A 24,949-nucleotide genomic window follows, 5' to 3' on the forward strand; every position below is an offset into this window, starting at 1 on the left:
AGAGGAAAAACCATGGCAGCAGTGTGCCAGGTGACTGGAGCCGTTCCCGGCTTCGGACACAACATTTCGCACTCGCACCGTCGCACCAAGCGTCGGTTCGATCCGAACATCCAGAAGAAGACCTACTTCGTGCCGTCGCTCGGCCGCAAGGTGACGCTCACCCTGTCGGCGAAGGGCATCAAGGTCATCGATGCCCGCGGTATCGATGCAGTGGTCGCTGACCTTCAGAAGCGTGGGGTGAAGCTCTAATGGCTAAGGACAAGGACGTACGTCCGATCATCAAGCTCAAGTCGACTGCGGGCACCGGGTTCACCTATGTGACGAAGAAGAACCGTCGCAACACCCCGGATCGTCTCGTGCTCAAGAAGTACGACCCGGTCGTTCGCAAGCACGTTGACTTCCGAGAGGAGCGCTAAATCATGGCGAAGAAGAGCATGATCGCGAAGAACAAGCAGCGCCAGGAGATCGTCGCACGCTACGCAGAGCAGCGCGCCGAGCTCAAGAAGGCTCTGGTCGACCCCAACGGCACCGATGAGAGCCGCGAGGCCGCTCGCGTGGGCCTGCAGAAGCTGCCCCGCAACGCATCGCCGGTGCGCGTGCGCAGCCGCGACGTCATCGACGGCCGCCCCCGCGGCGTCCTGTCGAAGTACGGCATCTCGCGTGTGCGTTTCCGCGATATGGCGCACCGCGGCGAGCTGCCCGGCATCACCAAGTCGAGCTGGTAGCAGCCCGACCGGTAAGCACCGGGCTGCCGATTCGGTAGTCGAACGGGCGCGGATCCTTCGGGATCCGCGCCCGTTCTGCATTTCCCCGGTTCCTGGTCGTTGCTCGGTCTGCACGTCGTATTGTCGACGATCTGACGGTGTACGCTGATTCCATGCCGGAGTACGCAGTCGAACCCATACAGATGACCAGTGCCGCCGAGCTGGTCTCCGACCGATTGCGCAGGCTCATCGTCACCGGCGTGCTGTCGGCGGGCGAACCGCTGCGGGAGACCCAGCTCGCGAAGCGCATGGAGATCTCGCGCAACTCGCTGCGCGAGGGCATCCGCCTGCTCGAGCAGAGCCGGCTCGTGAAGTACGAGCTGCATCGCGGCGCCGTCGTGACCACGCCGTCGGTCGCCGATCTCGCCGACGTGTTCCGCACCCGCCGTCATATCGAGCTCGCTGCGGTGCGGGTCGAGGCGAGCGATGAGCAGCTCGCCACGCTCTCCGAGGCATGCGAGCGACTCGAAGCGACGGCGGCGGGGCTCGAGCCCGACCAGATCATCGCGGCCGATCTCGCGCTGCACCAGGCCATCGTCGGCCTGCTCCGGTCGGAGCGGTTGTCGGCCTTCTACGACACGATCTGCAAGGAGCTCATCTTCTACTTCGCGGTGCTCTCGCACACCGATGAGGAGTACCTGCATCCGCAGGAGGCGATCGTCGACCGCCACCGCGAGATCGTCGATGCGCTGGTCTCGCGTCGCACGAGCGATGCGGAGGCGCTCCTGCTCAAGCACATCGATGAGAACGAATCCCGTCTGCGTGACATTCTGACCGTGCGGGCCGACGCGTCCGAGCCCGCAGCGCGGCGGCAGTAGTCGTGCGCGGATACCGGAACCGGGGACGGCATCATGACTGAGGTGGTGAATCGCGGGCTCGACAGTGCGGATATCGCGCCGATCCGGGCCGAATCGACGGCGAGCCTGATCTCCCGGCGTCTGCGCGAGGGGATCGCCCTCGGTCATTTTGCCCAGGGGCAGCAGCTCGTCGAGGTCGAGCTGTCGAAGCAGTTGCAGGTGAGCCGTGGCGTGCTGCGCGAGGCGATGCAGCGGTTGACCCAGGAGGGTCTGCTCGTGAGCCGCCCGAATCGCGGGGTATTCGTCGCAGAGCTCGACTCGGCGGCCGTGTTCGACATCTATACCGCGAGACTCGCCATCGAGCGGGCCGCCTGCCTCAAGGTGATCGATGTCACCGACCGCGCATCAGAGATGGCTGCGGCGCTCGACGCCTCGAGCGATCTGTACGAGGAGCGGATCGCTCAAGGGGCCGGGCTCGAGGAGATCGCCCGGCTGGATATCGAGTTCCACGAGCGCATGGTCGCCGAAGCGCACAGCGTTCGGCTCGACCGCATGTACGGGACGCTCGCGACCGAGGCGCGCATGTGCTTCTCGGGGCTCGAGAGCCGCGTCTACCCGGCGGCCGAGCGACTGGCCGAGCATCGTGCGATCGCGCAGGCGATCCGCGAGCGCGACGTGCCGCTGCTGCACCGGCTGCTCGCCGAGCATATGGACCATGCCGTGGAGATGATCCTGCGAGAGGTCGAAAGCTCGGACTGAGTCGCGCGCGACCGCCCCGTGCGGCGTCAGCGATTCGTCTTCGGGAGGGGTTCCGCGTAGGCGATGACGCTGACCTCGACGGGGGCGCCGTCGGGGAGCGATGCGACGCCGACCGCTGCGCGCGCGTGGCGCCCGGCCTCGCCGAAGAGCTCGACGAGCGTATTCGATGCGCCGTCGGCGACCCAGGGGTGGCGGGTGAATGTCGGCAGCGCCGCGACGAACACCGTGAGCGAGACGAAGTGCGAGATGCGATCGAGGTCGCCGAGGTGCTGCTGCAGGGCCGAGACCGCGTTGAGCACGGCGGTGCGGGCGAGATCGCGAGCGTCTTCGGGCGCGACCGACTCGCCGACCACGCCTCGCATGGCGATATCGCCGGCGATGTGCGGGGTCTGCCCCGCGACGTGCAGCATGCCCGCGGCCTCGCGCACCGGGAGGTAGTCGGCTGCGGGCTGCGGGGGCGGAGGGAGCAGCTCGGCGATCTGCTGCGGGGTGAGGCGCACGGGTCTTCCCTCCGGTCGGTTTCGTGTTTAGAATGTCAACAATTCAACAATAACACGCTTGCTCGTGTGAGCCGAGCGAGCACTGCATGAACCGAGGCGGAGATGGAACCGAACACCGCAGCCCACATGGGCGCACCCGCGCAAGCGACAGGGATCCCTGAGCAGACGCACCTGCCAGCGGGGCCCGAGTCGCGCCTCGCCCTCGGCATCGTGGCGCCCTTCGACCTCGAGCTCGATGCCGAGCTCTGGCGCTGGTGCCCGCCGAACGTCGACCTGCTGATCACGCGTACGCCGTACGTCGACGACGCCGTCACCGTCGACTTCGCGCTCGAGATCTCCGACGAGCAGCAGTTGCGCGAGGGGGTGCGCAGTGTGATCGCCGGCCGGGCCGATACCGTCGCGTACGCGTGCACCTCGGCGAGCTTCGTGCGCGGCAGGGCGGGGGAGGAGGAGTTGCGCGCCTCCATGCTGCGTGCGGGCGCGACCCGCGCGCTCACCACGTCCGGCGCGCTCGTGGACGCGCTCGGCGTACTCGGCGCGCGAACGGTCGCGGTCGCCACCCCCTACCTCCCCGAACTCTCGGTGCACCTCGACCGCTATCTCGGCGAGCACGATATCGCCGTCGTGAAGCACGAGGCGCTCGGGCTCGATCGAGAGATCTGGAGCGTGCCGTACGAGCGCACCGCCCGGCTCATCCGCGACGTCGATCACCCGGACGCCGAGGCGATCGTGGTGAGCTGCACCAATCTGCCGAGCTACGACCTGATCGCGCCGCTCGAGCAGGAGCTCGGCAAGCCGATCGTGTCGGCGAACCAGGCCACGGTGTGGGCGGCCCTGCGCGCGATCGGCGCGGCTGCAGTGGGGCCCGGCCAGCGTCTCATCGAGGCGTAGCCGGGCGGAAGGGCGTCGATGATGGGGGCGGATTCCCCCGCGAAGGGGCCCGCCGAGAGCGCGGGGCGCGTGCCGGGCGGTGCGGTGCGCGCGTTCGCCCTGCTCACCGCAGCGGTGGCGGCGGGCATCGCCGTCTTCTTCGCGCTCTACTCGCTGCTCCCGGTCACGAGGCCCGATGCCCCGGAGCTCGGCAGCCTCTTCACGGGCGCGATGATGGCGTTCGTGATGGCCGTTCAGGCGTTCGTCCCGGCGCTCGTGCGCAGGTGGTCGCTGCGGCTCGTGCTCGTACTCGCGCTCATCCTCCTCGGCGTCGGAGCACTGCTCTCCGGCTCCGCGAGCGGACCGGCGCTGCTCATGCCGGGCGCTGCGCTCAGCGGCATCGGGTTCGGTGCGATCGTCGTGGTCGGCACGCAGGGCGTCGCCCTGTTCGTGCCCGGCGCTTCGCTCGGGCGGGCACTCGGAGTCTACGGCCTCGTCACGCTCCTCGCCTCGGCCTTCGGCTCGCCTGCCGGCGTGCAGCTCGCCCTGGTGCTCTCGCCCGAGGTCTTCGGGGTCGGCGCGGCAGCGCTCTGCGCAGTGTCGGCGGCGGCCGCGAGCCGCCTTCCCGCCGGGGCGGGGCGGGAGCCGGGGCGGGCTGGGGTGCCCGGGCGCGTGCGGGCCGTGCCGTGGCGAGGGCGACTCTCCGGCGTGCCCATCGGGGTGCTGGCGTTCCTGCTCGTCAGCGTGCTGCTGCTCTCGCACGGCCTGTCGAGCTTCGCGGTGCTCGGTTCGGATGCCGCCGGCGCCGCGCTCGCGATCTTCTGCGTGCAGCTGGGCAATGCGATCGGGCGCTGGCTCGGGGGAGAGCTGGAGCGATGGCTGCCGGCCGGCGTGGCCTGGGTGCTGGTCGCCGGGTGCGTCGCGGTCGCCGCCGCCGCAGGCGTGCTCGTGCCCGGGCTCGCTGCGGTGGTGGTCTGCGGGCTGCTGCTCGGGGCGGGCATCGGCGCCGTGCAGACGGTCACGCTGCACGCCGTGCTGAGGCGGCTCGAGGCGGGCCGTGCCTCGGTGGTCTGGAATCTCACGGTCGATGCGGGCCTGTGGGCAGGGGGCGTCGGCTGGGGAATCGCGCTCTCCGCGGGCCGTGCCGTGCCCGCGGTCGTGACGGTGTCGTGCGTCGCACTGCTGCTCGGACTGGTGCTCGCGGTACGGGCTCGCCGGGCGGATGTCACGGGCGCATCACGACGCCGCAGGATGCCTTGACGGTCGTCGCAAAGACTGCCATATTGTCCTAGGGTGGGATTGTCCTACAGTTTCGATATCGCTCGAACGCGGGCCCGCCCGTCCATAACGGCAGAACATTCTGAATAAGGAGTCAATGATGACCCTCAAGCAGTTCACGCGTACCCGTCGGGTAGCGACGGCAGTGCTCGGCGGCGCCTTCGCCGCCGCACTGCTCGTGTCGTGCTCGACCACGACGCCGGGGCAGGGGACGCCCGCGGGCGACGGCGCGGCGACGAGCACGCTCGAACGTGCGCAGCAGGACGGGTACCTTCGGGTGGCGATCGCCAACGAGCCGCCCTACACGCAGGTCGAGACCGATGGCACCGTCACCGGCGCTGAGCCCGACGTCCTCGCCGCCGTGCTCAAGAAGATCGGCATCGACGAGATCCAGGGGGTGACCACGCCGTACGAATCGATGATCCCCGGCCTCGATGCCGACCGCTGGGACGTCGTCGCCGCGGGCCTCTTCATGAAGGAGTCGCGATGCGCGGCGGTCGCCTACTCCGAGCCGGTCATCGTGTCGACGGAATCGTTCGGCGTGCCGAAGGGCAACCCCGAGGGCATCACCACCATTCAGGACGTGCTCGACAACCCCGACCTGAAGATCGCGGTGCTCACCGGCGGCTTCGAGGAGGGCATCCTCAAGTCCGCCGAGGTGCCCGCCGATCAGCACGTGCTCGTGAAGGATGCGCGCAGCGGCGTCGAGTCGATCGGCGCCGGCCGCGCCGACGCCTTCCTGCTGCCAACGCTGTCGTTGCGCGACCTCATCGCGGAGGACGACGCGAGCCTCGAGGTCACCGACGCGATCGAGGATGCGCCGCGCACCGGCTCGGGCGCCGCGTTCCGCAAGAGCGACACCGAGCTGCTCGACGCCTACAACGAGGCGCTCGCGGAGTTCAAGAAGACCGACGAGTTCGCGCAGATCCTCACCAAGTGGGGCTTCGACCCCGAGGCCGTCGAGGGCGTGACCTCCGAAGAGCTCTGCAAGAACGCGGGCTGACGCGCGGATCGCCCGCGACTCCGGAGTAGATCCATGGATTCAGTCATCGAGTACTCCGGGCTCCTCCTCGAGGGGCTCGGAGTCACAGTGATGGTGACGGTGCTCGGAGCGGCCCTGACGATCGCGGTGGCGTTCGCCGCCGGATTGGCGGGGCTCTCCCGGCGCTGGTACCTGCGCTGGCCTTCGTTCGTGTTCGTCGAGTTCATCCGAGGATCGGGCCTGCTCGTGCAGATGTTCTGGTTCTTCTTCGCGCTGCCGTTCCTCGGGATCCAGCTGCACCCCGTGCTCGCCGGCGTGCTCGCGCTCGGGCTCAACGAGGGCGCCTACGCCGCCGAGATCGTGCGCGGAACGATCCGGTCGCGGCCCCGTGGTCAGACCGAGGCGGCGATCGCGCTCGGCATGAGCCCGACGCTGCGGCTCCGGCGCATCCTCATCCCGCAATCGGTGCCCGCGATGCTGCCCTCGTTCGGCAACGTCATGGTCGACCTGCTGAAGAACACCTCGCTCGTGTCGCTCGTCACGGTGGGCGACCTCACCTGGCGCGCGTTCAACGCCCGCACCGTGACGGGGGCGACGGTCGAGATCTTCCTGACCATCCTCGTCATGTACTACCTGCTGTCGCTCATCATCGGCAGGATCACGCGGCTGCTCGAGCATCGTTTCGCCCTGGACCGCAAGGCGAAGCTGCGCGCGAAGCGCGAAGCGCGGAAGGGGGTGAGCGCCCGATGATCTGGGACAACGACTTCGTCATCTCCATCATGCCGCAGCTCGGACGCGGCTTCTGGCTCACCATCCAGATCACGTTCTTCGCGTTCATCATCAGCCTCGTCGTCGGTCTGCTCCTCGCGATTCTGCGATACCTCGAGATTCCAGTGATCTCGCACCTCGCGACCTTCATCGTCTCGTTCGTGCGCGGCACCCCGCTGCTCGTGCAGGCCTACATCGCCTACTTCGTGCTGCCCTACGCGGGGCTCGCGTTCGACCCGCTGCCGACCGGCATCGTCGTGCTCGGACTGAACTACAGCGCCTACACCGCGGAGGTGTACCGATCGGGCATCGAGCAGCTGCCGGCGGGGCAGTGGGAGGCGGGCAAGGCGCTGAGCCTGCCCGGCGGCCGCATGTGGATGCGCATCATCGTGCCGCAGGCGATCCGCCCGATCGTGCCGGTGCTCGGCAACTATCTCATCATGATGTTCAAGGACTCGGCGATCCTCTCGTCGATCACCCTGCTCGAGCTCATGGGCACGGCGATGCAGATCGGCAGCAACTACTACCGCTACCTCGAGCCGATCACCATCGCCGGCCTGCTGTACCTCCTGGTCAGCTTCCCCTGTTCACTGCTCATTCGACGTTTGGAGCACCGCCTTGTCCCCGCACACTGACATCCTCAGAACCCTCAACAACCCCGATGACGACATCGACGTCGCGATCTCGTTCGAGAACGTGAGCAAGTCGTGGGGCGACAACCACGTGCTGCGCAGCCTCGACTTCGAGGTGAAGCCCGGCGAGAAGGTATCGATCATCGGGCCCTCGGGCTCGGGGAAGACCACCATTCTGCGCGTGCTCATGACGCTCGAGACGCCCGACATCGGGCTCGTGACGGTGGGCGGGGACGTGCTGTGGAACCTCGCGAAGGGGGACAAACCGCGCGAGACGAAGCAGACGCTGGAGACGCGGAAGAAGATCGGCATGGTCTTCCAGCAGTTCAACCTGTTCCCGCACATGACGGTGCTCGAGAACGTCATCGAGGCCCCCATCCACGTGCGGGGCCTGAAGAAGGCCGAAGCCGTGGAGCGGGCGACCGAGCTGCTCGAACTCGTCGGGCTGCAGAACCACATGCAGCACCTGCCCACCCAGCTCTCGGGCGGGCAGCAGCAGCGCGCGGCGATCGCGCGGGCCCTCGCCATGCAGCCCGAGGTGATGCTGCTCGATGAGCCGACCAGCGCGCTCGACCCCGAGCTGATCGGCGAGGTGCAGCACGTCATCAGGCGCCTCGCCACGACCACGAACATGACGATGCTCATGGTCACGCACGAGATGAGGTTCGCCCGCGAGATCTCCGATCGCATCGTGATGTTCGACCAGGGGCAGGTGGTCGAAGAGGGGCCGCCCGCGCAGCTCTTCGAGCACCCGCGGTCCGAGCGCACCCGCCAGTTCCTCGAGGCGGTCGTCGGTCACTGACCGCGGTCGCCCGGCCTCTCCGAGTACACGCAAGCAGGGGCGGATCGGCGAGTGCCGACCCGCCCCTGCTGCGCGGTGCCCGGTCAGGCCCGTTCGTAGCGCAGGGTCTCCCCGGCGGCGCCGGTCATCCACATGTCCTGGCAGGCCGCCGCGAACTCCTCGAAGCCGTCTTCGATCTCGGCGAAGACGTTGCCCGGGATCCAGCCCTTGTCGCCGTTGATGAGGAGATTGTTTCGGCCGTAGAAGACCGCGAGGTCGACGATGCTCGCGCCGGTGTCGCCGCCCTCGCCCGAGCGGTAGCCGTAGCCCGGGTTGCCGAGCTCGGTCTCGGAGAAGCTGAAGTAGCAGACGTCGCGAGGGATCGGCGTGATCGTGGTGTTCTCGGGTCCCGGCTCCTGGTCGGCGAAGGCGGGCACCAGGTTGTAGATCTCATTGCGCGCGTACTTGCCGTGGTAGGCCTGGCCCTCCTGCGGCAGGGCGTCCCAGACCGCTGCGGCGGTGCGCGGGGCCTCATCGTCGAGCAGTCGTGCCCGGCACGATACTCCGCGCTTGACCAGGGTGATCGTGATGTAGCGGCTCATGCATGCGCTCCTTTGCGTTCGTTGCGCCCGCGCGGGTACGTGTTGAGGCGGGCCGTGATGGTTAGAGTAGGTCCTGCTCGAGATGATTGTCAACAATTGGAATGTAGGATAAGGTGGCGTCACGCAGTGCAGCGGACGCGCTCGTCGAAAGGACGCACATGACCACGATCGGTTTTCTCTACCCCGGGTACGGCGCGGAGGACGACTACCCGTTCATGCAGGCCCTCGTGCCCGACGGTGTGGCACTCGAGCTCGAGCACACCTCGGTCGGCGTCGATGCGCACGAGGTCGACGCCCTGCTCGACCTCGGCCGCAGCGAGCGACTGCTCGAGGGCGCCGAGAATCTGCGGGCGAAGCAGCTCGACGCGATCATCTGGGCCTGCACCTCCGGCAGCTTCGTCTTCGGCCTCGAAGGGGCCCGGCGCCAGGCCGCCGAAGTGGGCGACGCCCTCGCGGTCCCGGCCTCATCGACCTCGCTCGCCTTCGTCGACGCGATCCGCCACCTGGGCTTCTCCCGAGTCGCCATCGCGGCGACGTACCCCGAAGACGTCTCCCGGCACTTCCGCAAGCTGCTCGAAGACGCGGGCATCGAGGTGCTGTCGCTCGTGAGCCACGACATCGAGACCGCGGCGCTCGCCGGTGAACTCGACGACGACGGCGTGGTCGCACTCGCCGAGAGCAACAATCCCGCCGAGGCCCAGGCCGTGCTGCTGCCGGACACCGCGATGCATACCGCCCGGATCATCGAGCGGCTCGAAACCGCGCTCGGCAAGCCGGTGCTCACCGCGAACCAGGTGACGCTCTGGCAGGGACTCCGCCTCGCCGGTACGACCCCGCCCATTCCGGCGATGGGCGCTCTCTTCGCGAAGGACGCCGCCGCCTCGTCCTGACAGCGCATTACAGAGGGGTGCGTACACTCGGGGCACGCTCACACCTGCGCACCCTGACTGCCCGAGACCACGAGTCCCGAGTGGGCGGTGACCACATCCAGTTGCAAAGGAGCACACATCATGAGCAAGACAGCCGCAGGATCAGGCTCGGCGCCGAGAGTCCGCGAGCCCGATAAGGCCACGCTGCGCAAGGCAATCGCCGCTTCGGCGATCGGCAACGCGACCGAATGGTTCGACTACGGCGTGTACGCCGTGGCAGTGACCTACATCACGGTCAACTTCTTCCCGACCGATGGCGGATCGGGCACCGCGATGGCGCTCGCGACCTTCGCCCTCTCGTTCCTCGTGCGCCCGCTCGGCGGCATGTTCTGGGGGCCGCTCGGCGACAAGTTCGGGCGAAAACTGGTGCTCGCGCTCACGATCCTCCTGATGGCCGGCGCTACATTCCTCGTCGGCGTACTGCCGACCTATGAGCAGGTCGGTGTCTTCGCACCGATCCTGCTCATCATCCTGCGCATGGTGCAGGGCTTCTCGACGGGCGGCGAATACGGCGGGGCGGCGACATTCATGGCCGAGTACGCGCCCGACAAGAAGCGCGGCTTCTACGGCAGCTTCCTCGAGTTCGGCACGCTCGGCGGCTTCGCGCTCGGTGCATTCATCGTGCTGGCCGCGGTTCGCATCCTCGGCGACGACGCGATGGAGCAGTGGGGCTGGCGCATCCCGTTCCTGCTCGCCGGCCCGCTGGGCCTCATCGGCATGTACCTGCGCAACAAGATCGAGGACACCCCGCTCTTCCAGGAGCAGGAGGAAGCGGCCGAGAAGGCCGAGAAGGCGGCGCAGGAGAACAAGCGCGGCGTATGGCGCGAGCTGTTCACCCACTACCGCCGGGCGATGCTCGTCATGACCGGTCTCGTCATCGCGCTGAACGTGGTGAACTACACGCTGCTCACCTACATGCCGACCTATCTGCAGAACACCATCGGTCTGTCGGCCGATGCCGGGCTCATGGTGGTGCTCATCGGCTACCTCGTGATGATGGCGATCATCCCGTTCTTCGGCGCGCTGTCCGATCGCATCGGCCGGAAGCCGATGTGGATCTTCTCGCTCATCGGGCTGATGGTGCTCGTGCTGCCGATGTACATGATGATGGAGAAGGGCTTCGGCTGGGCGATGCTCGCCTTCGTGGTGCTCGGGCTGCTGTACCTGCCGCAGCTCGCCACGATCTCCTCGACCTTCCCCGCCTTCTTCCCGACCCACGTGCGCTACGCGGGCTTCGCCATCACCTACAACGTGGCGACTGCGGCCTTCGGCGGTACGGCGCCCGCGGCGAACGAGCTGCTCATCGAGGGAACGGGATTCGACCTCACCCCCGCCGTCTACATGATCGTGGCATGCGCGATCGGCTTGGTCGCGGCGTTCGCGATGAAGGAGACCGCGGGAGTGTCGATCCGCACCCAGCCCGTCGCGATCGTCGGCATCGATACGCGCATCCCGGCGCCCGGCGAGGACTGAGCCGCATGCGCGTCGATACCATCATCGAGAACGCCCGGGTGCTCACGCAGCACGAGGTCGCCCCGAGAGCGTCGGCGATCGCGGTGCTCGACGGCCGCATCGTCGCGGTCGAGGCCGGGGCCTCGTCCGGCGGCGGGGCGCCCGGGCGCGCAGGCGCGCTCGACGGGCTCGCCGCCCGCCGCCGCATCGATGCGGGCGGAGCCGTCGTGGTGCCCGGCTTCAACGACGCGCATGCGCACTCGGTGTGGTTCGGGCACACGCTGCTCGAGACCGATCTCGCCGGATGCGATGGCCTCGACGACCTCTACGGGCGCATCGCGCGGGCCTCCGCCGGCCTCGAAGCCGGGGAGTGGGTCGTCGCGTCCGGCTACAACCAGATGGATACGGGCGGCGCGTACCCCGATGCCGACCGGCTCGACGCGGCTTCCGGCCGTCGCCCCGTCTGGATCAAGCACACCTCGGGCCACTCCTGCTTCGTGAACCGGCGCGCTATCGAGGCGCTCGGCATCACGGGGCGCGAGCAGTTCGACGGCGGTTCGGTCGTGACCGACGACGCCGGCCGGCCCACCGGGCTGCTCGAGGAGACGGCGATGGCACTCGTGCAGCAGCAGATGCTGCCGGCGCCGCAGCAGCAGATCGTCGCGGCGCTCGACGCGGCGACGGCCCGGTACGCGGCCGAGGGGCTCACGAGCATCACCGATGCGGGCATCGGGGGCGGGTGGATCGGGCACAGCGCTCAGGAGTTCGCCGCCTATCAGGCCGCGCTCGATGCCGGCGTCCTGCGCACCAGGATGCAGCCGATGCTCGTCGCCGACGTGCTCGGCGACGTCCCGCTCGGCGATGACGGCCGCAGCTTCCGGGGCCTGCCCGGCGGGCTGCGCAGCGGGCTCGGCGACGACCGGCTGCAGCTCGGCCCGGTGAAGATCTTCCTCGACGGGTCGATCCTCGGGAATACGGCGCGGATGTCGCAGGGGTACCACCATTGCCCGTCGAACCGCGGCTATTTCCAGGGCGACCTCGAAGAGATGCGGCGGCACGCCCTCGACGCCGGTCGCGCGGGGTGGGCGCTCGCGATGCACGCGGTCGGCGATGAGGCGGTCGGCCTCGCGATCGAGATACTGGAGCAGCTGCGCGCCGAGGACGTGACACCGCCCCTGCCGCACCGCATCGAGCACGGCGGGGTGGTCGCCGAAGGGCAGGTGGCGGCGCTCGCCGCCCTCGGCACGTCGATCGTCGCGCAGCCGTACTTCATGCGCGTGTACGGCGACGGCTTCCGCGGGTACATCGGCGACGAGCGCTCCGCGCAGTCGTTCCGTCTCGGCAGCCTGCTGCGGCACGGCCTGCCCGTCGCGGGCAGCTCGGACCGGCCGGTGGCGGCGGGCCGCCCGCTCGACGTGATGCAGGCCGCGGTCGAGCGTCTCACTGCGGAAGCCTGGGTGTACGGTCCCGACGAACGGCTCACGGCGGCGGAGGCGCTGCGCGCCTACACCGTCGGTTCTGCCGAGGTGACCGGCTGGGGTGACCGCAAGGGGCGTATCGCGCCCGGCTATCTGGCCGACTTCGCCGTGCTCGGCGACGACCCGACGGCGGTCGAGCCGTCGCGCATCGGAGCCATCGACGTGCTCGCGACCGTCGTCGGCGACGATGCCGTCTTCGACGCGCACGGCATATTCACCGAGGGATCGGAGGACGCATGACCGACACCCAGCCGGAGGCCGGCACCGCAGGCGGGCGAATGCGCCCGCTCGGCACCGCGATCGTGACCGGTGGTACTTCGGGCATCGGTCTCGCGATCGCGCGCGGGCTCGTGGAGCGCGGCTTCGGGGCGGTGCTGACGGGGCGCACGGCACCGGTCGAGGAGCTGCCCGAGCACATGCGCTTCATCGAGGTCGACCATGCGCTGCCCGATGCCGCCGAAGTCGTGGCCGACCAGCTCGACGACCGCTTCGGGCCGCTCGCGGCGCTCATCAACAACGTCGGTCGCCGCCACAACGACCTGATCGGCGCGCTCGAGCGCGAGTCGCTGCTCGAGACGATGGCGCTGAACGTGGTCTCGCACATGCTGCTCACGCAGCGGCTCGTTCCGCTCTTCTCCGCCCCTGCATCGGCCGCGCGTGGGAACGGCGATGCCGGGCGCACGGCGGTCGGCGGTTCGGTCGTGAATATCAGCTCGCGCCTCGCCGCGGTCGGGATGCCCGGGGTCAGCGGGTACGCCGCGACCAAGGGCGCGATCAACTCGTTCACGATCTCCTCCGCGGTCGAACTGGCTCCGCTCGGCATCCGGGTCAATGCGGTCGCGCCGGGCATGACGCGAACGCCCCTCATCGAGGCGTGGCTCGCCGAACAGCGCGACCCCGCGGTCGCCGAAGCCGAGGTCACCGCCCGAGTACCGCTTGCCCGCCTCGCTGCGCCCCACGACATCGCGGGCGCGGCCGTCTTTCTCGCGTCGCCCGAATCCAGCTACATCACGGGTGCCGTGCTGCCGGTCGACGGGGGCTATACGATCGGTTGATCCGCGGCGCCCCAGACCTCGCCCCAGGCCGTCCGCAGCGCGGCCAGGCATGCGGCGACGGCGCGCGAACGCTCGGTACCGCGCCTGATGAGCGTGACGTGGCGGCGGTGCATATCGTCGGGGAAGCCGGAGACGGGCGCGACCGGTGCGTGCAGGCCGGCCGCCACCCCGGCGGGGAGGAATGCTGCGGCGACCCCTTGTTCGACGAGGCGGCGGTGCACGTACGGATCGGGCGACTCGAACTGCACGCGCGGTTCGAAGCCCGCGGCGCGGCAGATGCCGCGACTCCAGCGGAACGAGTCGGATGCGCGCGGCTCCATCGCCCAGACGGCGGCCGCGGGGTCATCGACTCCGGCGGGCAGGTACGCCTGGATCGGCTCCTTGCCGAGCACCGTGCCTCGCAGCCCGGGGCTCGGCGGCAAGGGGTGCCCGGGGTACTCGTCGGCGACCGCGATGTCGGCTCGACGGGCGAGCAGCCGGTCGACGGCGGCCTCGGGGTCGAGCTGCACGAACTCGAGCCTGAGGCCGGGCGCATCCCGGTGCAGGGCGCGAGTCGCGCTCGCGAGCATGCCGATGGCGAAGGTGTGGAACCCGACGAGGCGCACCGTGCCGCTCGGCGCGCCGCCGGGCGACTCGAGCTCGCTCGAGGCCCGTTCGAGCACTTCGAGGATCTGCTCCGTGTGCTCCACCAGGCGCACGGCCGCCGCGGAGAGCCGCACTCCGCGGCCCTCGCTCTCGAGCAGCGGCACCCCGCATTCGCGCTCGAGGCGACTCAGGCGCTGCGAGATGTTCGAGGGGCTGACGCCGAGCGAGGCCGCCGCCGCGGTCACGCTGCCCCGCAGGGACACCTCGCGCAGCAGCACGAGTTTGCCGGTGTCGAGCATGCGGCCCCCTTCTGTTAATGGAAAGTGAACGGTATTGATGATACCGGTCGGTCTTGATAAAGAATGCTGGTCGCCTACGGTGGAGGAAGACGGAAGCGGAGCAGCTGAAGGAGGAGCCGATGTCTGTAGGGGTGCTGGAAGGCGCGGAATTGGATCGCCGGCTCGCCGCCGTGCGCGAGTCGATGCGCGAGCGCGGATTCGACGGGCTGGTGGTGGCGGACCCCGCCAACATCTTCTACCTCACCGGGTACAACGCCTGGTCGTTCTACACCCCGCAGATCTTCTACGTGCCGCTCGCAGGCGCACCGGTGCTCGCGATGCGCGAGATGGATGCGCTCGGCGCCCACCGCACCGCGCTCCGCTACGGCGACGACGTGCTCGGCTACCCCGAAACCACCGTGCACCGCCCCGACACGCACCCGATGGTCTGGGTAGCCGAGCAGTTGCGCGCCCGGGGCTATGCGGATGGCGCTCCGGGCCCCGGCGCCCTGCGCATCGGCTTCGAGGGCGACGCCCACTTCTTCGCGGTGCGCTCGTATCTCGCGCTGCGCGACGGCCTGCCCGAGTGGGATCTCGTCGAGAGCCGCGAACTCGTCAACTGGGTGCGGCTCGTGAAATCGGATTTCGAGATCTCGCAGATGCGCAAGGCCGGCCTGGTCGCGAGCGGCGCGATGCGCGCCGCGGTCGACGCGATCCGAGAAGGTGTGCCGCTCAACGAGCTCGCCGCCGAGGTCCTGGCCGCACAGGCGCGCGGCGTCGCGGCCACGGAAGACGACCCGGCGACGCTCGCGGACGGCGACTACCCGGCGATCGTGCCGATGTTCATGTACGGCGAGGGGGCGGACACCCCGCACCTCACCTGGACGGCCGAACGCATGGCGAAGAACGAGGCCGTCTCGATCGAGCTCACCGGCGTGCACCATCGCTACCATGCGCCGCTCGCGCGCACCGTGTCGCTCGGGGCGCCGACCCGCGAGCTCGATCGTCTCGCGGGCGCCACGGTCGAGGGGCTGAACGCCGCGCTCGAAGCACTGCGCCCCGGCAACACCTCGGCGGATGTGCACGCCGCGTTCGACCGCGTGCTGCGCCGCCACGGCCTCGAGAAGAAGTCGCGCCTCGGCTACTCGATCGGCGTCGGCTTCCCGCCCGACTGGGGCGAACGCACCGTGAGCCTGCGGGCCGGCAACGACACCGTGCTCGAGGAGAACATGACCTTCCACCTCATCGCGGGCATGTGGATGACCGGCTACGGCTTCGAGGCCTCGGAGTCGGCGCGCGTCGCCCCGGGAGGCGCCGACGTGTTCACCAGCGCACCGCGCGAACTCATCGTGAAGGAGATCTGACGATGGCCCCCACCACCCTCTCGCCCGCGTTCGCGGACCGGGCCGAGCTGCTCATCGGCTCGGTCATCGACGCCTCGACCGCCCTGCTCGCCGAGCAGCAGCACGACATCGTGCGATTCGCGATGGGCGCGCCGAGCGAAGACCTGATGCCGATGGCCGAGATCGACGAGGCGTTCGCGAAGCAGGCCGCGGGCCGCTACGACTACGGCGAATCGCAGGGCGAGCCCGTGCTGCGCGAGCAGATCCTCCGCCTGAGCGAGCGCCTCGGCCTCGACACGAGCGACGACCGCATCCTGGTGACGAACGGCGGCATGCAGGGGCTCGATATCGCCTTCAAGCTGTTCGTCGACCCGGGCGACCTGGTCGTCGCCGAGGCGCCCACCTACAGCAACGGCAACGCCACCGCGCTGAGCTACGGCGCCGATATCCTGCCGGTGCCGACCGACGACCGCGGCATGATCGTCGAGGCGCTCCCCGAACTCGTCGATCGGGCCGGGCGCGCACCGCGCGCCATCTACGTGATCCCCAACTTCCAGAACCCCACGGGTGTGACTCTCAGCCGCGAGCGCAGGGAGCTGCTCCTCGAGCTCGCCGAGCGCTGGAACGCGATGATCATCGACGACGACCCGTACGGCATGCTCCGCTTCGACGGCGCCTCCGAGCCGAGCTTCGCCGAGCTCGCGCCTCGGCACCCGCTCCTCTTCCAGGTGCGGACCTTCTCCAAGACGATCGCCCCCGGGCTCCGCACCGGATGGATCGATGTCGACCCCGCGGTGCGGGAGCTCGCCATCAACGCGAAGCAGGCGATGGACACCTGCAGCAGCGTGCCGGTGCAGCGCGCGGTCGCCGATCTGCTCGCCGACGGGCACCTCGAGCGCCATATCGATCGCATGCTGCCGATCTACCGCGAGCGCAAGGACGCCATGCGCGCCTCGCTTGCCCGGCACTTCGGCAACGCTGCAGTGGCGACCGACCCCGAAGGCGGCTTCTTCCTCTGGGTGACCTTCGCCGGCGCCCTCGCGGATCTCGACACCGAGGAGCTCTTCCCCGCGGCGCTGGCCGACGGCGTCGCCTATATTCCCGGACCGGCATTCACCGTCGACGCGTCGCTGCGCAATGCCTTGCGGCTGTGCTTCGCGACGTCGTCGCCCGAGCGCATCGAAGCGGGCGTGAGCCGGCTGGCGCATGCGATCCGCCGCACGCACCCCGCCTGGGACGGCGCGCGATGACCGCGTCGAGCGCCGATCGCGAGCAGCGCGCCCTCGCGAGCATCGACGAGCGCCGCATCGTCGACGACACCTGCGAACTCATCCGCGGGCGCGGCGAGAACCCGGGGGAGACCGAGGCCGAGACCGTGCACCGCCTGCGCGCGATATGCGAGCGGATCGGCGCCCGCGTCGTCACCCAGGAGTTCGAACCGGGGCGCGAGAACCTGCGCGCCGTGCTCGGCCCGGAGAGCGGGCCTTCCGTGCTCTTCCTCGGGCACAGCGACGTCGTGCCCGCGGGCGAGGGGTGGAGCGCCGACCCCTTCGAACCCCGCGTGCACGACGGGCTCATCATCGGTCGCGGCACGACCGACATGAAGGGCGGGCTGGCCGCCGTGCTCGCCGCGATGGAGGCCGTGCACCGCGTGTCGCCCGAGCTGCGCCTCGAGCTGCTGTGCACCGGAGACGAAGAGGATCGGGCGCAGGGCGTGCTCGCCGCGCTCGGCGCCGCCGAAGCGCTGGCGCCCGGCGCCGCCGACGCCCCGCCGACGGGAGCGCCCCGCGAATACCTCGCCTGCATCGTGGCCGAACCGACCGATCTCGATGTCGTCATCGGGTGCCGCGGCGCGAGCAATTTCGTCATCGAATGCCTCGGGGCATCCGCACACGCCGGCCGCCCGTCCGACGGCGCGAGCTCGATCTACGCGGCGAGCCGCGTGGTCGAGCTCGTGCGCCGCGAGCACCTGGCCGGTCTCGAGGGCGACCACGACCCCCTGCTCGGCGGCCCGACCTGGAGCGTCGGGACGATCGCGGGCGGCAGCGGCACGTCGATGGTGCCGCGCCAGACCTATCTCACCGTCGACCGGCGCACGATGCCGGGCGAGGATCCGCGGGTGATCCTCGCGGGGCTGCTCGGCAAGGTGCGCGCCGACATCGCGACGGGCGACATTCCGAGCGCCGACCGCATCGAGGTGTTCGGCGAGGTGAACATGGAGATGCCCGGGTTCCGCACGGCCCCCGGATCTCCGGTCGTCACGACCGCCGCGGCGGCCGTGGCCGAGCTGGGCCGCGCGGGGCGGGTGACCGGATGGACCGCGGCCTGCGAAGGCGGGTTCATCGCCGGCTTCCACAACGTTCCCACCATCATCCTCGGCCCGGGCGACATCAACAATCAGGCGCATCAACCCGATGAGCACGTGCGCATCGATCACCTCGTGCTCGCGGCGCGCGCATACGCGCTCACCGTGCTCCGGCTCGCCGCATCGGCGAACGGGCGTGCGGGCGGCACCGAAGAACAGGAGCAGTCATGACCAATCGGAGAACCGCCATCGTGACGGGGGCGACCTCGGGCATCGGGGTCGTCATCGCGCAGCAGCTCGTCGCCAGCGGCTTCCGGGTCGCGCTCGTCGGCCGCTCCGTCGAACGCGGCGAAGCGGTCGCGGCCGACCTGGGCGACGGCGCGCGGTTCTTCGCGAGCGACCTCAGCGCGAGCGGCGCGAGCGCGCAGCTCGTCGCCCGCGTGGTCGAATCGTTCGGGCGCCTCGACGTGCTCGTGAACAACGCGGCGATCGACCACACGAACGACCTGCTCGAGGTGGGAGAGGAGGAGATCGTGCGCACGTTCGGGACGAACACGTTCGCGACGATGAACCTGCTCATCGCGGGAGCGCGGCAGATGCGCGAACAGGGCGATGGCGGTGCGATCATCAACATCACCTCGCGGCTCGCGAGCATCGGAGTGCCGACGATGGGCGTCTACAGCGCTTCGAAGGGGGCGATCGAAGCATTCACGCGCGCGTCGGCGATCGACCTCGCACCGTTCAACATTCGCGTGAACGCGGTCGCGCCGGGCATGACCCGCACGCCGCTGTACGAGGAGTGGCTCGAGGGCCTTCCCGACCCCGAGGCCGAGGCGCAGCGTGTGGCCGCGGCGATTCCGCTCGGCCGCATCGCCGAACCGGAGGACGTCGCCGCGGTGGTGGACTTCCTCGCCTCGGAGCGGGCGTCGTATCTGACGGGCGCGTCGATCCCTGTCGAGGGCGGCTACCTGGCCCAGTAGCCCCGCGAGCCGCGCTCGGGCCGTACCGCACGAAAGCCCGGCCGGAGCGCGGCCGAATCGTATTGCAAATAATTGTAGGACAAGGCTACAATCGAACACATTGGGGCACCATCCCCGCTGCTTGCCACGAAAGGACACCGATGTCTGTACTCCAGCCCTCAGACGAGCGCCTCGCCGCCTCGGACGCCGCGCTCGCGAGCCTGCCGGGCTTCGCCGATCACACCCCCGGCGCAGACGAGTTCGCGGTGCTCGACCCCTCGACCGAGCAGCGCATCGCGACGCTGCCGAACCGCTCGGTCGAATACGCCCTCGAACAGGTCGCCATCGCCGATGCCGCGGGCCGCGCCTGGGCCCGGACGACCCCGCGGCATCGCTCGGACACGCTGCACCGCGTCTACGACGTGCTGACCGCGAACCGCGACCGCCTCGCCTACGTGATCAGCCGCGAGATGGGCAAGACCCTCGCCGAAGCGCACGGCGAGGTGCAGTACGCGGCCGACTACGTGCGCTGGTACGCCGACGAGCTGCTGCGGCCGGCGGGCGGGTTCCGCGAGAATCCCGCGGGCGGATCGACGATCCTCACCCGCCGAGCCCCAGTCGGCCTCGCCCTGCTCATCGCGCCCTGGAACTTCCCGATGGCGATGATCACCCGCAAGATCGCGCCGGCGCTCGCCGCCGGCTGCGGCGCCGTCATCAAGCCGGCGAGCCTCACGCCCCTGACCACCCTGCTCACGGTCGAACTCATGGCCGAGGCCGGGGTGCCGCCCGAGCTCATGCGCGTCGTGACCACGAAGCAGTCGGGCGCGTTCAGCGACGCCGTGCTCGCCGACCCGCGCATCCGCAAGGTGTCGTTCACCGGCTCGACGGGCGTCGGCGCTGAACTCATGGGGCTCGCAGCGAAGCACATCGTGAAGAGCTCGATGGAGCTCGGCGGCAACGCCCCGCTCATCGTCTTCGACGATGCCGATCTCGAGCGCGCGGTCGAGGGCGCCCTCGCCGCGAAGCTGCGCAACGGCGGGCAGTCGTGCGTCGCCGCGAACCGCATCTTCGTGCAGGACGGCATCGCCGATGCCTTCGTCGAAGCGTTCAGCGAACGGATGTCCCAGGTGCAGCTCGGCCACTCCGTCGCGGAGGGCGCCGGCCTCGGCCCGGTCATCGACCGCCGCGCGGTGCAGAACTTCTCATCGCTCGTCGACGATGCGGTGCATCGCGGCGCCGATCTGCGCTCCGGCGGCAGCGCGGTCGACGGAGACGGCTACTTCTTCGAGGCGACCGTGCTCGATCGGGTGCCGGCCGACGCCGACATCGCGAACACCGAGATCTTCGGCCCCGTCGCAGCGATCAGCCGGTTCTCGACGCAGCAGCAGGTGCTCGAGGCCGCCAACGACACGCCGTTCGGCCTCGCCGGCTACGTGTTCACCGAGAGCCTCGACCGCGCGCTCAACGTCGCGGATGCGCTCGAGACCGGTCTCGTCGGCATCAACAACGGCGTACCGACCACGCCGGCCGCACCGTTCGGCGGGGTGAAGCAATCGGGCCTCGGCCGCGAGGGCTCCGGCGAGGGCCTCGAGGAGTACCAGGAGATCCGCTTCTACAACATCTCGCGCCGCGACACCGAATAGGGCCCGCGCCGGGCGGATCCGCCGCCCGCCGGACCTCCAGAACTTCCGAACAACCAGATCTCAGCGAAGGAGCCACCGATGGCAGCCACCATGACCGAGTACCCGCAGCGCGTACGCACCGAAGTGCCCGGACCGAAATCGCGTGCAGCGCACGCGCGCAAGGAGCAGCACATCTCGGCGTCGGTCGCCCCCCTGCTGCCCGTCTACATCGAGAGCGCGAACGGTTCGATCCTCACCGATATCGACGGCAACGAGTTCATCGACTTCGGCTGCGGCATCGGCGTGACCTCGCTCGGGCACGGCAACGCCGCCGTCGTCGATGCGGCGATCGCGCAGATGCGACGCTTCACCCACACGCTCTTCAGCGTCACCCCGTACGAGCTCTACGTCGAGGTGGGCCGCCTGCTCGGCGAGATCACGCCGGGCGACTTCGCGAAGAAGTCGGTGCTCTCGTCGACCGGCGCCGAGGCCATCGAGAACGCCGTGAAGATCGCCCGCGCCTTCACCCGGCGCAACGGCATCGCGGTCGTCGAGCACGGCTACCACGGGCGCACGAACCTCACGCTCGGCATGAACTACAAGGCGCAGCCGTACGCCGCGAACACGGGCCCCCGGCCCGGCGAGATCTACCGCGTGCCGAACTCGTACCCGTACCGCGACGGCCTCGACGGCGCCGTGGCCGCGAAGCGCGCGATCAAGCACCTCGAGAAGATCTCGGGCGCCTCGAACCTCGCCTGCCTCGTCATCGAACCGATCCAGGGCGAGGGCGGCGTCACCATTCCCGCCCCGGGCTATCTCGAGACGCTGCAGCAGTGGGCGAACGAGAACGGCATCGTCATCATCGCCGACGAGATCCAGACCGGGCTCGGCCGCACCGGCAAGCTCTTCGCGAGCGAGCACTTCGGCTTCGTGCCCGATCTCGTCGTCATCGCGAAGGCGATCGCCGGCGGCATCCCCGTCTCGGCCGTCACCGGCCGCGCCGACATGCTCGACGCGATCCCTGCCGGCGGCCTGAGCGGCACGTTCAGCGGCAACCCGGTCGGCTGCGCCGCGGCGATCGAGGTCATCGAGCAGCTGCGCGAACCCGGGGCGATGGCGCGCACCGCCGAGATCGGCGAGCGCCTGCAGGCCGGCCTGCGCGAGCTGCAGCAGCGCCACCCGGTCATCGGCGATGTGCGCGGCCTCGGCGCGCTGCACGGCATCGAGCTCATCGACGAGGAGGGCGAGCCGAACCCGGCGGCCTTCGCAGCCGTCAGCCGGGCCGCCGCTGAGAACGGCCTGCTCGTCATGGCCGGCGGCAGCGACGGCCACGTGCTGCGCCTGCTGCCGCAGGTGAACATCGGCGACGAGGTGCTCGACGAAGCCCTCGCGATCCTCGACCGCGCCTTCGCCACCCTCTGATGCGCGGGCGGTCGGCCCCGCAGCATCGGGCTAACGACCGTTCCGCAGGCGGTTCCCGGAGCACCTGCGGCACCCGCGAGAGGTGCTCCGGAGCCGCCGATCGGGGTCGAAAGGGAGGCATTTCCGGCCCCGCAAGACAAAAAGCGCTGCAAAATCCGCAGAATCTCGCCAGAATCGGGTAGATTCGTACGCGATCAACCGATCGGATCCTCCACCCGGAGGAAAACCTGAACCAGATCAGGGGCCCGGCCGCATGGTACCGATGCCCTGGAAGGACACAACATGGCACTCAACAAGACCGAGCTCGTCGCGAAGATCGCCGCTGAAACCGGCCAGAGCCAGGCCGCCGTTTCGAGCGTGATCGACGGTCTGTTCGCGGCTGTCTCCGAGACCGTCGGCGCAGGCGAGAAGGTTTCGATCCCCGGCTGGATCTCGTTCGAGTCCGCCACCACCGCAGCTCGCACCGGCCGCAACCCCCGCACCGGCGAGACCATCGAGATCGCCGCCGGCAAGCGCGTCAAGGTTTCGGTCGGCTCGAAGCTCAAGGCTGCCGTCAAGTAACTCCAGTCTTCTCGAAGGCCCTGTCCGGTGATCCGGGCGGGGCCTTCGGCGTTTCTGCGGTCGCACGGGCACCCGCTCCAGGCGGTCGGTCAGGCCGCGCGGCGTAGGCTGGAAGGGTGCTTCGTATGCGTGCTCTCGCCCCCGCCGTGCTGCTCGCGGCCACCCTCGCCGCGCTGCTCGTCGGCCTCGGCATCGGCGGCGCTGCGGACGAGCGCGCGCTGCTCGACCCCGGTGCGGTCGTGCGCTTCGGCGCTCCGATCGCACGTACCCTCGTCGACGTGTCGATCGCGGGGCTCATCGGGTCGGTCGTCATGGCCGTGTGGGCGCTGGCCAACGTGAACCCCGACCCGCATCAGGGGGCGAAGACGCGCTCCGTACGGTCGCAGCACGCGGTGCCCGCGACGCCGCCCGAGACCCGCGTCGCGATGGACGTCGCCGCGGGCTCTGCCGCCGTGCTCACCATCGCGAGCGCGGCCACCCTGATCTTCACCTACGTCGATCTCTCGGGCCTCGCCTTCTCGGGCAGCGAGGCCTTCGGTGCGGGCCTCGCCCAGTTCATCACCGAGATCGAGATCGGCCGCCTGTGGCTGCTCGAGCTGCTGCTCGCCGCCGTCATCACGGTGCTCGCCTTCGCGATCCGCGGCCGACTGCTCACCCTCGTCGTGCTCGTTGCCGCGCTGCTGACGACGCTGCCGCTCGCGCTGCAGGGCCACGCCGCAGGCGCATCCGGCCACGCGCAGGCCGTCAACTCGCTGCTCGTGCACCTCATCGGCGCCGCCGTGTGGCTCGGCGGGCTGCTGACGCTCGTTTGCATCGCGCAGTCGGTCGACCGGCCGCGGCTGTCGCGCATCACCGCCCGCTATTCGACCCTCGCGCTGTTCGCGTTCATCGGCGTGGCCGCCTCAGGCGCCGTGAGCGCCTGGCTGCGGGTCGGATCCCTGGATGCGCTCTTCGGCACCGGCTACGGGCAGCTCGTGCTCATCAAGACCGCGGCCCTCGTCGCGCTCGGCGTGTTCGGCGCGGTGCAGCGCACGCGCCTGATCCCGCGCATCGCCGAGACGGGCAGCCGCGCGTTCCTGTGGTTCGTGCTCGCCGAGCTCGCTGTCATGGGCATCGCGAGCGGCATCGCCGGCGCTCTCGGGCGCACCGCGACCCCCGTGTCGTTCGAACCGCTGAAAGATCAGGGCGGCGGCATCAGCCCCGCCGAATGGCTGACCGGCGACCCGCTGCCCCCGGAGCTCACCGTCGAGAGCTTCTTCACGGTCTGGAAGTTCGACCTCGCCTGGGTGCTCGTCTGCGTCTTCGCGGCCGGGCTCTACATCGCGGGCGTCGCGCGCCTCGCGCGGCGCGGCGACAAGTGGCCGATCGGCCGCACCATCGCCTGGCTCGGCGGCCTGCTGATGCTCTTCTACACGACGAACGGTGCGCCGAACGCCTACGAGCAGTACCTGTTCAGCGTGCACATGCTCGGCCACATGATGTTCGCGATGCTGATCCCGCTCGTGCTCGTGCTCGGCGCGCCCATCACGCTCGCGCTGCGCGCCGTCGAGAAGCGCACCGACGGCTCCTGGGGCGGCCGCGAGTGGATCATGTGGATGGTGCAGACGCCCTACTCGAAGTTCATCACCCACCCCGTCGTCGCCGCGGTCGTCTTCGTCGGGTCGCTATGGGTGTTCTACTTCTCGCCGATCGCCCGGTGGGCGGCGTCCGAGCACCTCGGGCACCAGTGGATGATCATCCACTTCCTCATCGGCGGCTACCTCTTCAGCCTCTCGATGGTCGGCATCGATCCCGTGCCCTACCGCTTCCCGTACCCGCTCCGCATCGTCACGCTGCTCGCGACCATGGCGTCGCACGCGTTCTTCGGCGTGACGATCATGACGGGCGACGGGCTGCTGCTCGCCGACTGGTACGGCGCCATGGGGCGCTCCTGGGGGGCGATCCCCCACGAGGACCAGCGCATCGCGGGCGGCATCGCGTGGGGCATCGGCGAGCTGCCGACCCTCGCGCTCGCGCTCGTCGTCGCCGTGCAGTGGTCGCGCAGCGACCGCAAAGAGCAGAAGCGCAAGGATCGGGCGGCCGATCGATCGGGCGACGCCGAGCTCAAGGCCTACAACGAGATGCTGGCGCAGCAGGCCGAGCGGGATCAGCGGCGGGTGAAGCGCTAGGCCCATCGCTCGGGGCGGCGTTCGGCCCGCCCGGCGCGTCGGTAGACTGTCGTGGGGGC

At 69.7% G+C, this 24,949-nt stretch carries 26 protein-coding genes; 23 read left to right on the plus strand and 3 right to left on the minus strand.

The window, feature by feature from the left end; all coding sequences use genetic code 11:
* Positions 1 to 12: 12 nt before the first annotated feature.
* From rpmB to NHL51_RS08050, 5 genes are all read left to right on the plus strand, one after another.
* Positions 13 to 249: a 50S ribosomal protein L28 gene (rpmB, locus tag NHL51_RS08030; RefSeq protein WP_434142967.1), complete on the plus strand. Its 237-nt coding sequence runs from the start codon at positions 13 to 15 to the stop codon at positions 247 to 249.
* A complete protein-coding gene (gene rpmG, locus NHL51_RS08035; protein WP_434142968.1) occupies positions 249 to 416 on the plus strand; it encodes a 50S ribosomal protein L33 in 168 nt (55 codons plus the stop codon). Before rpmB ends, rpmG begins: the two co-directional genes overlap by 1 nt.
* A gap of 3 nt (positions 417 to 419) precedes the next feature.
* Positions 420 to 725: a 30S ribosomal protein S14 gene (rpsN, locus tag NHL51_RS08040; protein WP_434142969.1), complete on the plus strand. Its 306-nt coding sequence runs from the start codon at positions 420 to 422 to the stop codon at positions 723 to 725.
* 152 nt (positions 726 to 877) lie between these two features.
* Positions 878 to 1,582: a GntR family transcriptional regulator gene (locus tag NHL51_RS08045; RefSeq protein WP_434142970.1), complete on the plus strand. Its 705-nt coding sequence runs from the start codon at positions 878 to 880 to the stop codon at positions 1,580 to 1,582.
* Positions 1,583 to 1,615: 33 nt separating this feature from the next.
* On the plus strand, positions 1,616 to 2,320 hold the full coding sequence (locus tag NHL51_RS08050; RefSeq protein WP_434142971.1) for a GntR family transcriptional regulator: 705 nt from the start codon (positions 1,616 to 1,618) through the stop codon (positions 2,318 to 2,320).
* 26 nt (positions 2,321 to 2,346) lie between these two features.
* On the opposite strand, the gene NHL51_RS08055 is transcribed toward NHL51_RS08050, so the two are convergent.
* Positions 2,347 to 2,820: a RidA family protein gene (locus NHL51_RS08055; protein WP_434142972.1), complete on the minus strand. Its 474-nt coding sequence runs from the start codon at positions 2,818 to 2,820 to the stop codon at positions 2,347 to 2,349.
* A gap of 102 nt (positions 2,821 to 2,922) precedes the next feature.
* Between NHL51_RS08055 and NHL51_RS08060 the strand changes: the two genes are divergently transcribed.
* The 6 genes from NHL51_RS08060 to ehuA all read left to right on the plus strand — a co-directional run bounded on the left by NHL51_RS08060 (position 2,923) and on the right by ehuA (position 8,152).
* The gene (locus NHL51_RS08060; protein ID WP_434142973.1) at positions 2,923 to 3,711 is read left to right on the plus strand and encodes a maleate cis-trans isomerase family protein; all 789 of its coding nucleotides are present in this window, start codon (positions 2,923 to 2,925) and stop codon (positions 3,709 to 3,711) included.
* Between the two features lie 21 nt (positions 3,712 to 3,732).
* Positions 3,733 to 4,950, plus strand: a complete 1,218-nt coding sequence (locus NHL51_RS08065; RefSeq protein WP_434142974.1) for an MFS transporter — start codon at positions 3,733 to 3,735, stop codon at positions 4,948 to 4,950.
* Between the two features lie 118 nt (positions 4,951 to 5,068).
* The gene (gene ehuB, locus NHL51_RS08070) at positions 5,069 to 5,971 is read left to right on the plus strand and encodes an ectoine/hydroxyectoine ABC transporter substrate-binding protein EhuB (RefSeq protein WP_434142975.1); all 903 of its coding nucleotides are present in this window, start codon (positions 5,069 to 5,071) and stop codon (positions 5,969 to 5,971) included.
* 33 nt (positions 5,972 to 6,004) lie between these two features.
* On the plus strand, positions 6,005 to 6,700 hold the full coding sequence (gene ehuC, locus NHL51_RS08075) for an ectoine/hydroxyectoine ABC transporter permease subunit EhuC (protein ID WP_434142976.1): 696 nt from the start codon (positions 6,005 to 6,007) through the stop codon (positions 6,698 to 6,700).
* Positions 6,697 to 7,353 (plus strand): ectoine/hydroxyectoine ABC transporter permease subunit EhuD, encoded by a 657-nt coding sequence (ehuD, locus tag NHL51_RS08080; protein WP_434142977.1) that lies wholly within the window; start codon positions 6,697 to 6,699, stop codon positions 7,351 to 7,353. The genes ehuC and ehuD overlap by 4 nt, the downstream gene beginning before the upstream one ends.
* Complete coding sequence (gene ehuA / locus NHL51_RS08085; protein WP_434142978.1) at positions 7,337 to 8,152, plus strand: ectoine/hydroxyectoine ABC transporter ATP-binding protein EhuA; 816 nt, start codon at positions 7,337 to 7,339, stop codon at positions 8,150 to 8,152. Before ehuD ends, ehuA begins: the two co-directional genes overlap by 17 nt.
* Positions 8,153 to 8,235: 83 nt before the next feature.
* Here ehuA and NHL51_RS08090 read toward each other — a convergent pair whose 3' ends face one another.
* Positions 8,236 to 8,733, minus strand: coding sequence for a DUF3830 family protein (locus NHL51_RS08090; protein ID WP_434142979.1), 498 nt, complete (start codon positions 8,731 to 8,733; stop codon positions 8,236 to 8,238).
* A 158-nt stretch (positions 8,734 to 8,891) separates the two neighbouring features.
* On the opposite strand from NHL51_RS08090, the gene NHL51_RS08095 reads away from it, so the two are divergent.
* The 4 genes from NHL51_RS08095 to NHL51_RS08110 all read left to right on the plus strand — a co-directional run bounded on the left by NHL51_RS08095 (position 8,892) and on the right by NHL51_RS08110 (position 13,647).
* On the plus strand, positions 8,892 to 9,623 hold the full coding sequence (locus NHL51_RS08095) for a maleate cis-trans isomerase family protein (protein WP_434142980.1): 732 nt from the start codon (positions 8,892 to 8,894) through the stop codon (positions 9,621 to 9,623).
* Between the two features lie 120 nt (positions 9,624 to 9,743).
* Entirely contained in the window at positions 9,744 to 11,135 is a 1,392-nt protein-coding gene (locus NHL51_RS08100; RefSeq protein WP_434142981.1) for an MFS transporter, read from the plus strand.
* 5 nt (positions 11,136 to 11,140) lie between these two features.
* A complete protein-coding gene (locus NHL51_RS08105; RefSeq protein ID WP_434142982.1) occupies positions 11,141 to 12,832 on the plus strand; it encodes an amidohydrolase in 1,692 nt (563 codons plus the stop codon).
* Positions 12,829 to 13,647 (plus strand): SDR family NAD(P)-dependent oxidoreductase, encoded by an 819-nt coding sequence (locus tag NHL51_RS08110; protein WP_434142983.1) that lies wholly within the window; start codon positions 12,829 to 12,831, stop codon positions 13,645 to 13,647. Before NHL51_RS08105 ends, NHL51_RS08110 begins: the two co-directional genes overlap by 4 nt.
* Here NHL51_RS08110 and NHL51_RS08115 read toward each other — a convergent pair.
* Positions 13,632 to 14,531 carry a LysR family transcriptional regulator gene (locus tag NHL51_RS08115; protein ID WP_434142984.1) on the minus strand — a complete coding sequence of 300 codons (900 nt, stop codon included), beginning with the start codon at positions 14,529 to 14,531 and terminating at the stop codon, positions 13,632 to 13,634. The two genes, NHL51_RS08110 and NHL51_RS08115, sit on opposite strands and share 16 nt — an antisense overlap.
* A gap of 119 nt (positions 14,532 to 14,650) precedes the next feature.
* Here NHL51_RS08115 and NHL51_RS08120 point away from each other — a divergent pair, with 119 nt between their 5' ends.
* The 8 genes from NHL51_RS08120 (at position 14,651) to NHL51_RS08155 (ending at position 24,890) form a co-directional block, all read left to right on the plus strand.
* Entirely contained in the window at positions 14,651 to 15,874 is a 1,224-nt protein-coding gene (locus NHL51_RS08120) for a M24 family metallopeptidase (RefSeq protein ID WP_434142985.1), read from the plus strand.
* A gap of 2 nt (positions 15,875 to 15,876) precedes the next feature.
* Positions 15,877 to 17,103: a PLP-dependent aminotransferase family protein gene (locus NHL51_RS08125; RefSeq protein WP_434142986.1), complete on the plus strand. Its 1,227-nt coding sequence runs from the start codon at positions 15,877 to 15,879 to the stop codon at positions 17,101 to 17,103.
* The gene (locus NHL51_RS08130; RefSeq protein WP_434142987.1) at positions 17,100 to 18,389 is read left to right on the plus strand and encodes a M20 family metallopeptidase; all 1,290 of its coding nucleotides are present in this window, start codon (positions 17,100 to 17,102) and stop codon (positions 18,387 to 18,389) included. The genes NHL51_RS08125 and NHL51_RS08130 overlap by 4 nt, the downstream gene beginning before the upstream one ends.
* Positions 18,386 to 19,138 (plus strand): SDR family NAD(P)-dependent oxidoreductase, encoded by a 753-nt coding sequence (locus NHL51_RS08135; RefSeq protein WP_434142988.1) that lies wholly within the window; start codon positions 18,386 to 18,388, stop codon positions 19,136 to 19,138. Before NHL51_RS08130 ends, NHL51_RS08135 begins: the two co-directional genes overlap by 4 nt.
* A 140-nt stretch (positions 19,139 to 19,278) precedes the next feature.
* The gene (locus tag NHL51_RS08140) at positions 19,279 to 20,760 is read left to right on the plus strand and encodes an NAD-dependent succinate-semialdehyde dehydrogenase (protein WP_434142989.1); all 1,482 of its coding nucleotides are present in this window, start codon (positions 19,279 to 19,281) and stop codon (positions 20,758 to 20,760) included.
* Between the two features lie 78 nt (positions 20,761 to 20,838).
* Positions 20,839 to 22,161 (plus strand): aminotransferase class III-fold pyridoxal phosphate-dependent enzyme, encoded by a 1,323-nt coding sequence (locus tag NHL51_RS08145; RefSeq protein ID WP_434142990.1) that lies wholly within the window; start codon positions 20,839 to 20,841, stop codon positions 22,159 to 22,161.
* Positions 22,162 to 22,443: 282 nt separating this feature from the next.
* Positions 22,444 to 22,722 (plus strand): HU family DNA-binding protein, encoded by a 279-nt coding sequence (locus NHL51_RS08150; protein WP_434142991.1) that lies wholly within the window; start codon positions 22,444 to 22,446, stop codon positions 22,720 to 22,722.
* A 125-nt stretch (positions 22,723 to 22,847) separates the two neighbouring features.
* Positions 22,848 to 24,890, plus strand: coding sequence for a cytochrome c oxidase assembly protein (locus NHL51_RS08155; RefSeq protein WP_434143202.1), 2,043 nt, complete (start codon positions 22,848 to 22,850; stop codon positions 24,888 to 24,890).
* The last annotated feature ends 59 nt before the right edge of the window (positions 24,891 to 24,949 follow it).

Source organism: Leucobacter sp. gxy201, from assembly GCF_051043335.1.
In the GTDB taxonomy this organism is placed as follows: Bacteria; Actinomycetota; Actinomycetes; order Actinomycetales; family Microbacteriaceae; genus Leucobacter.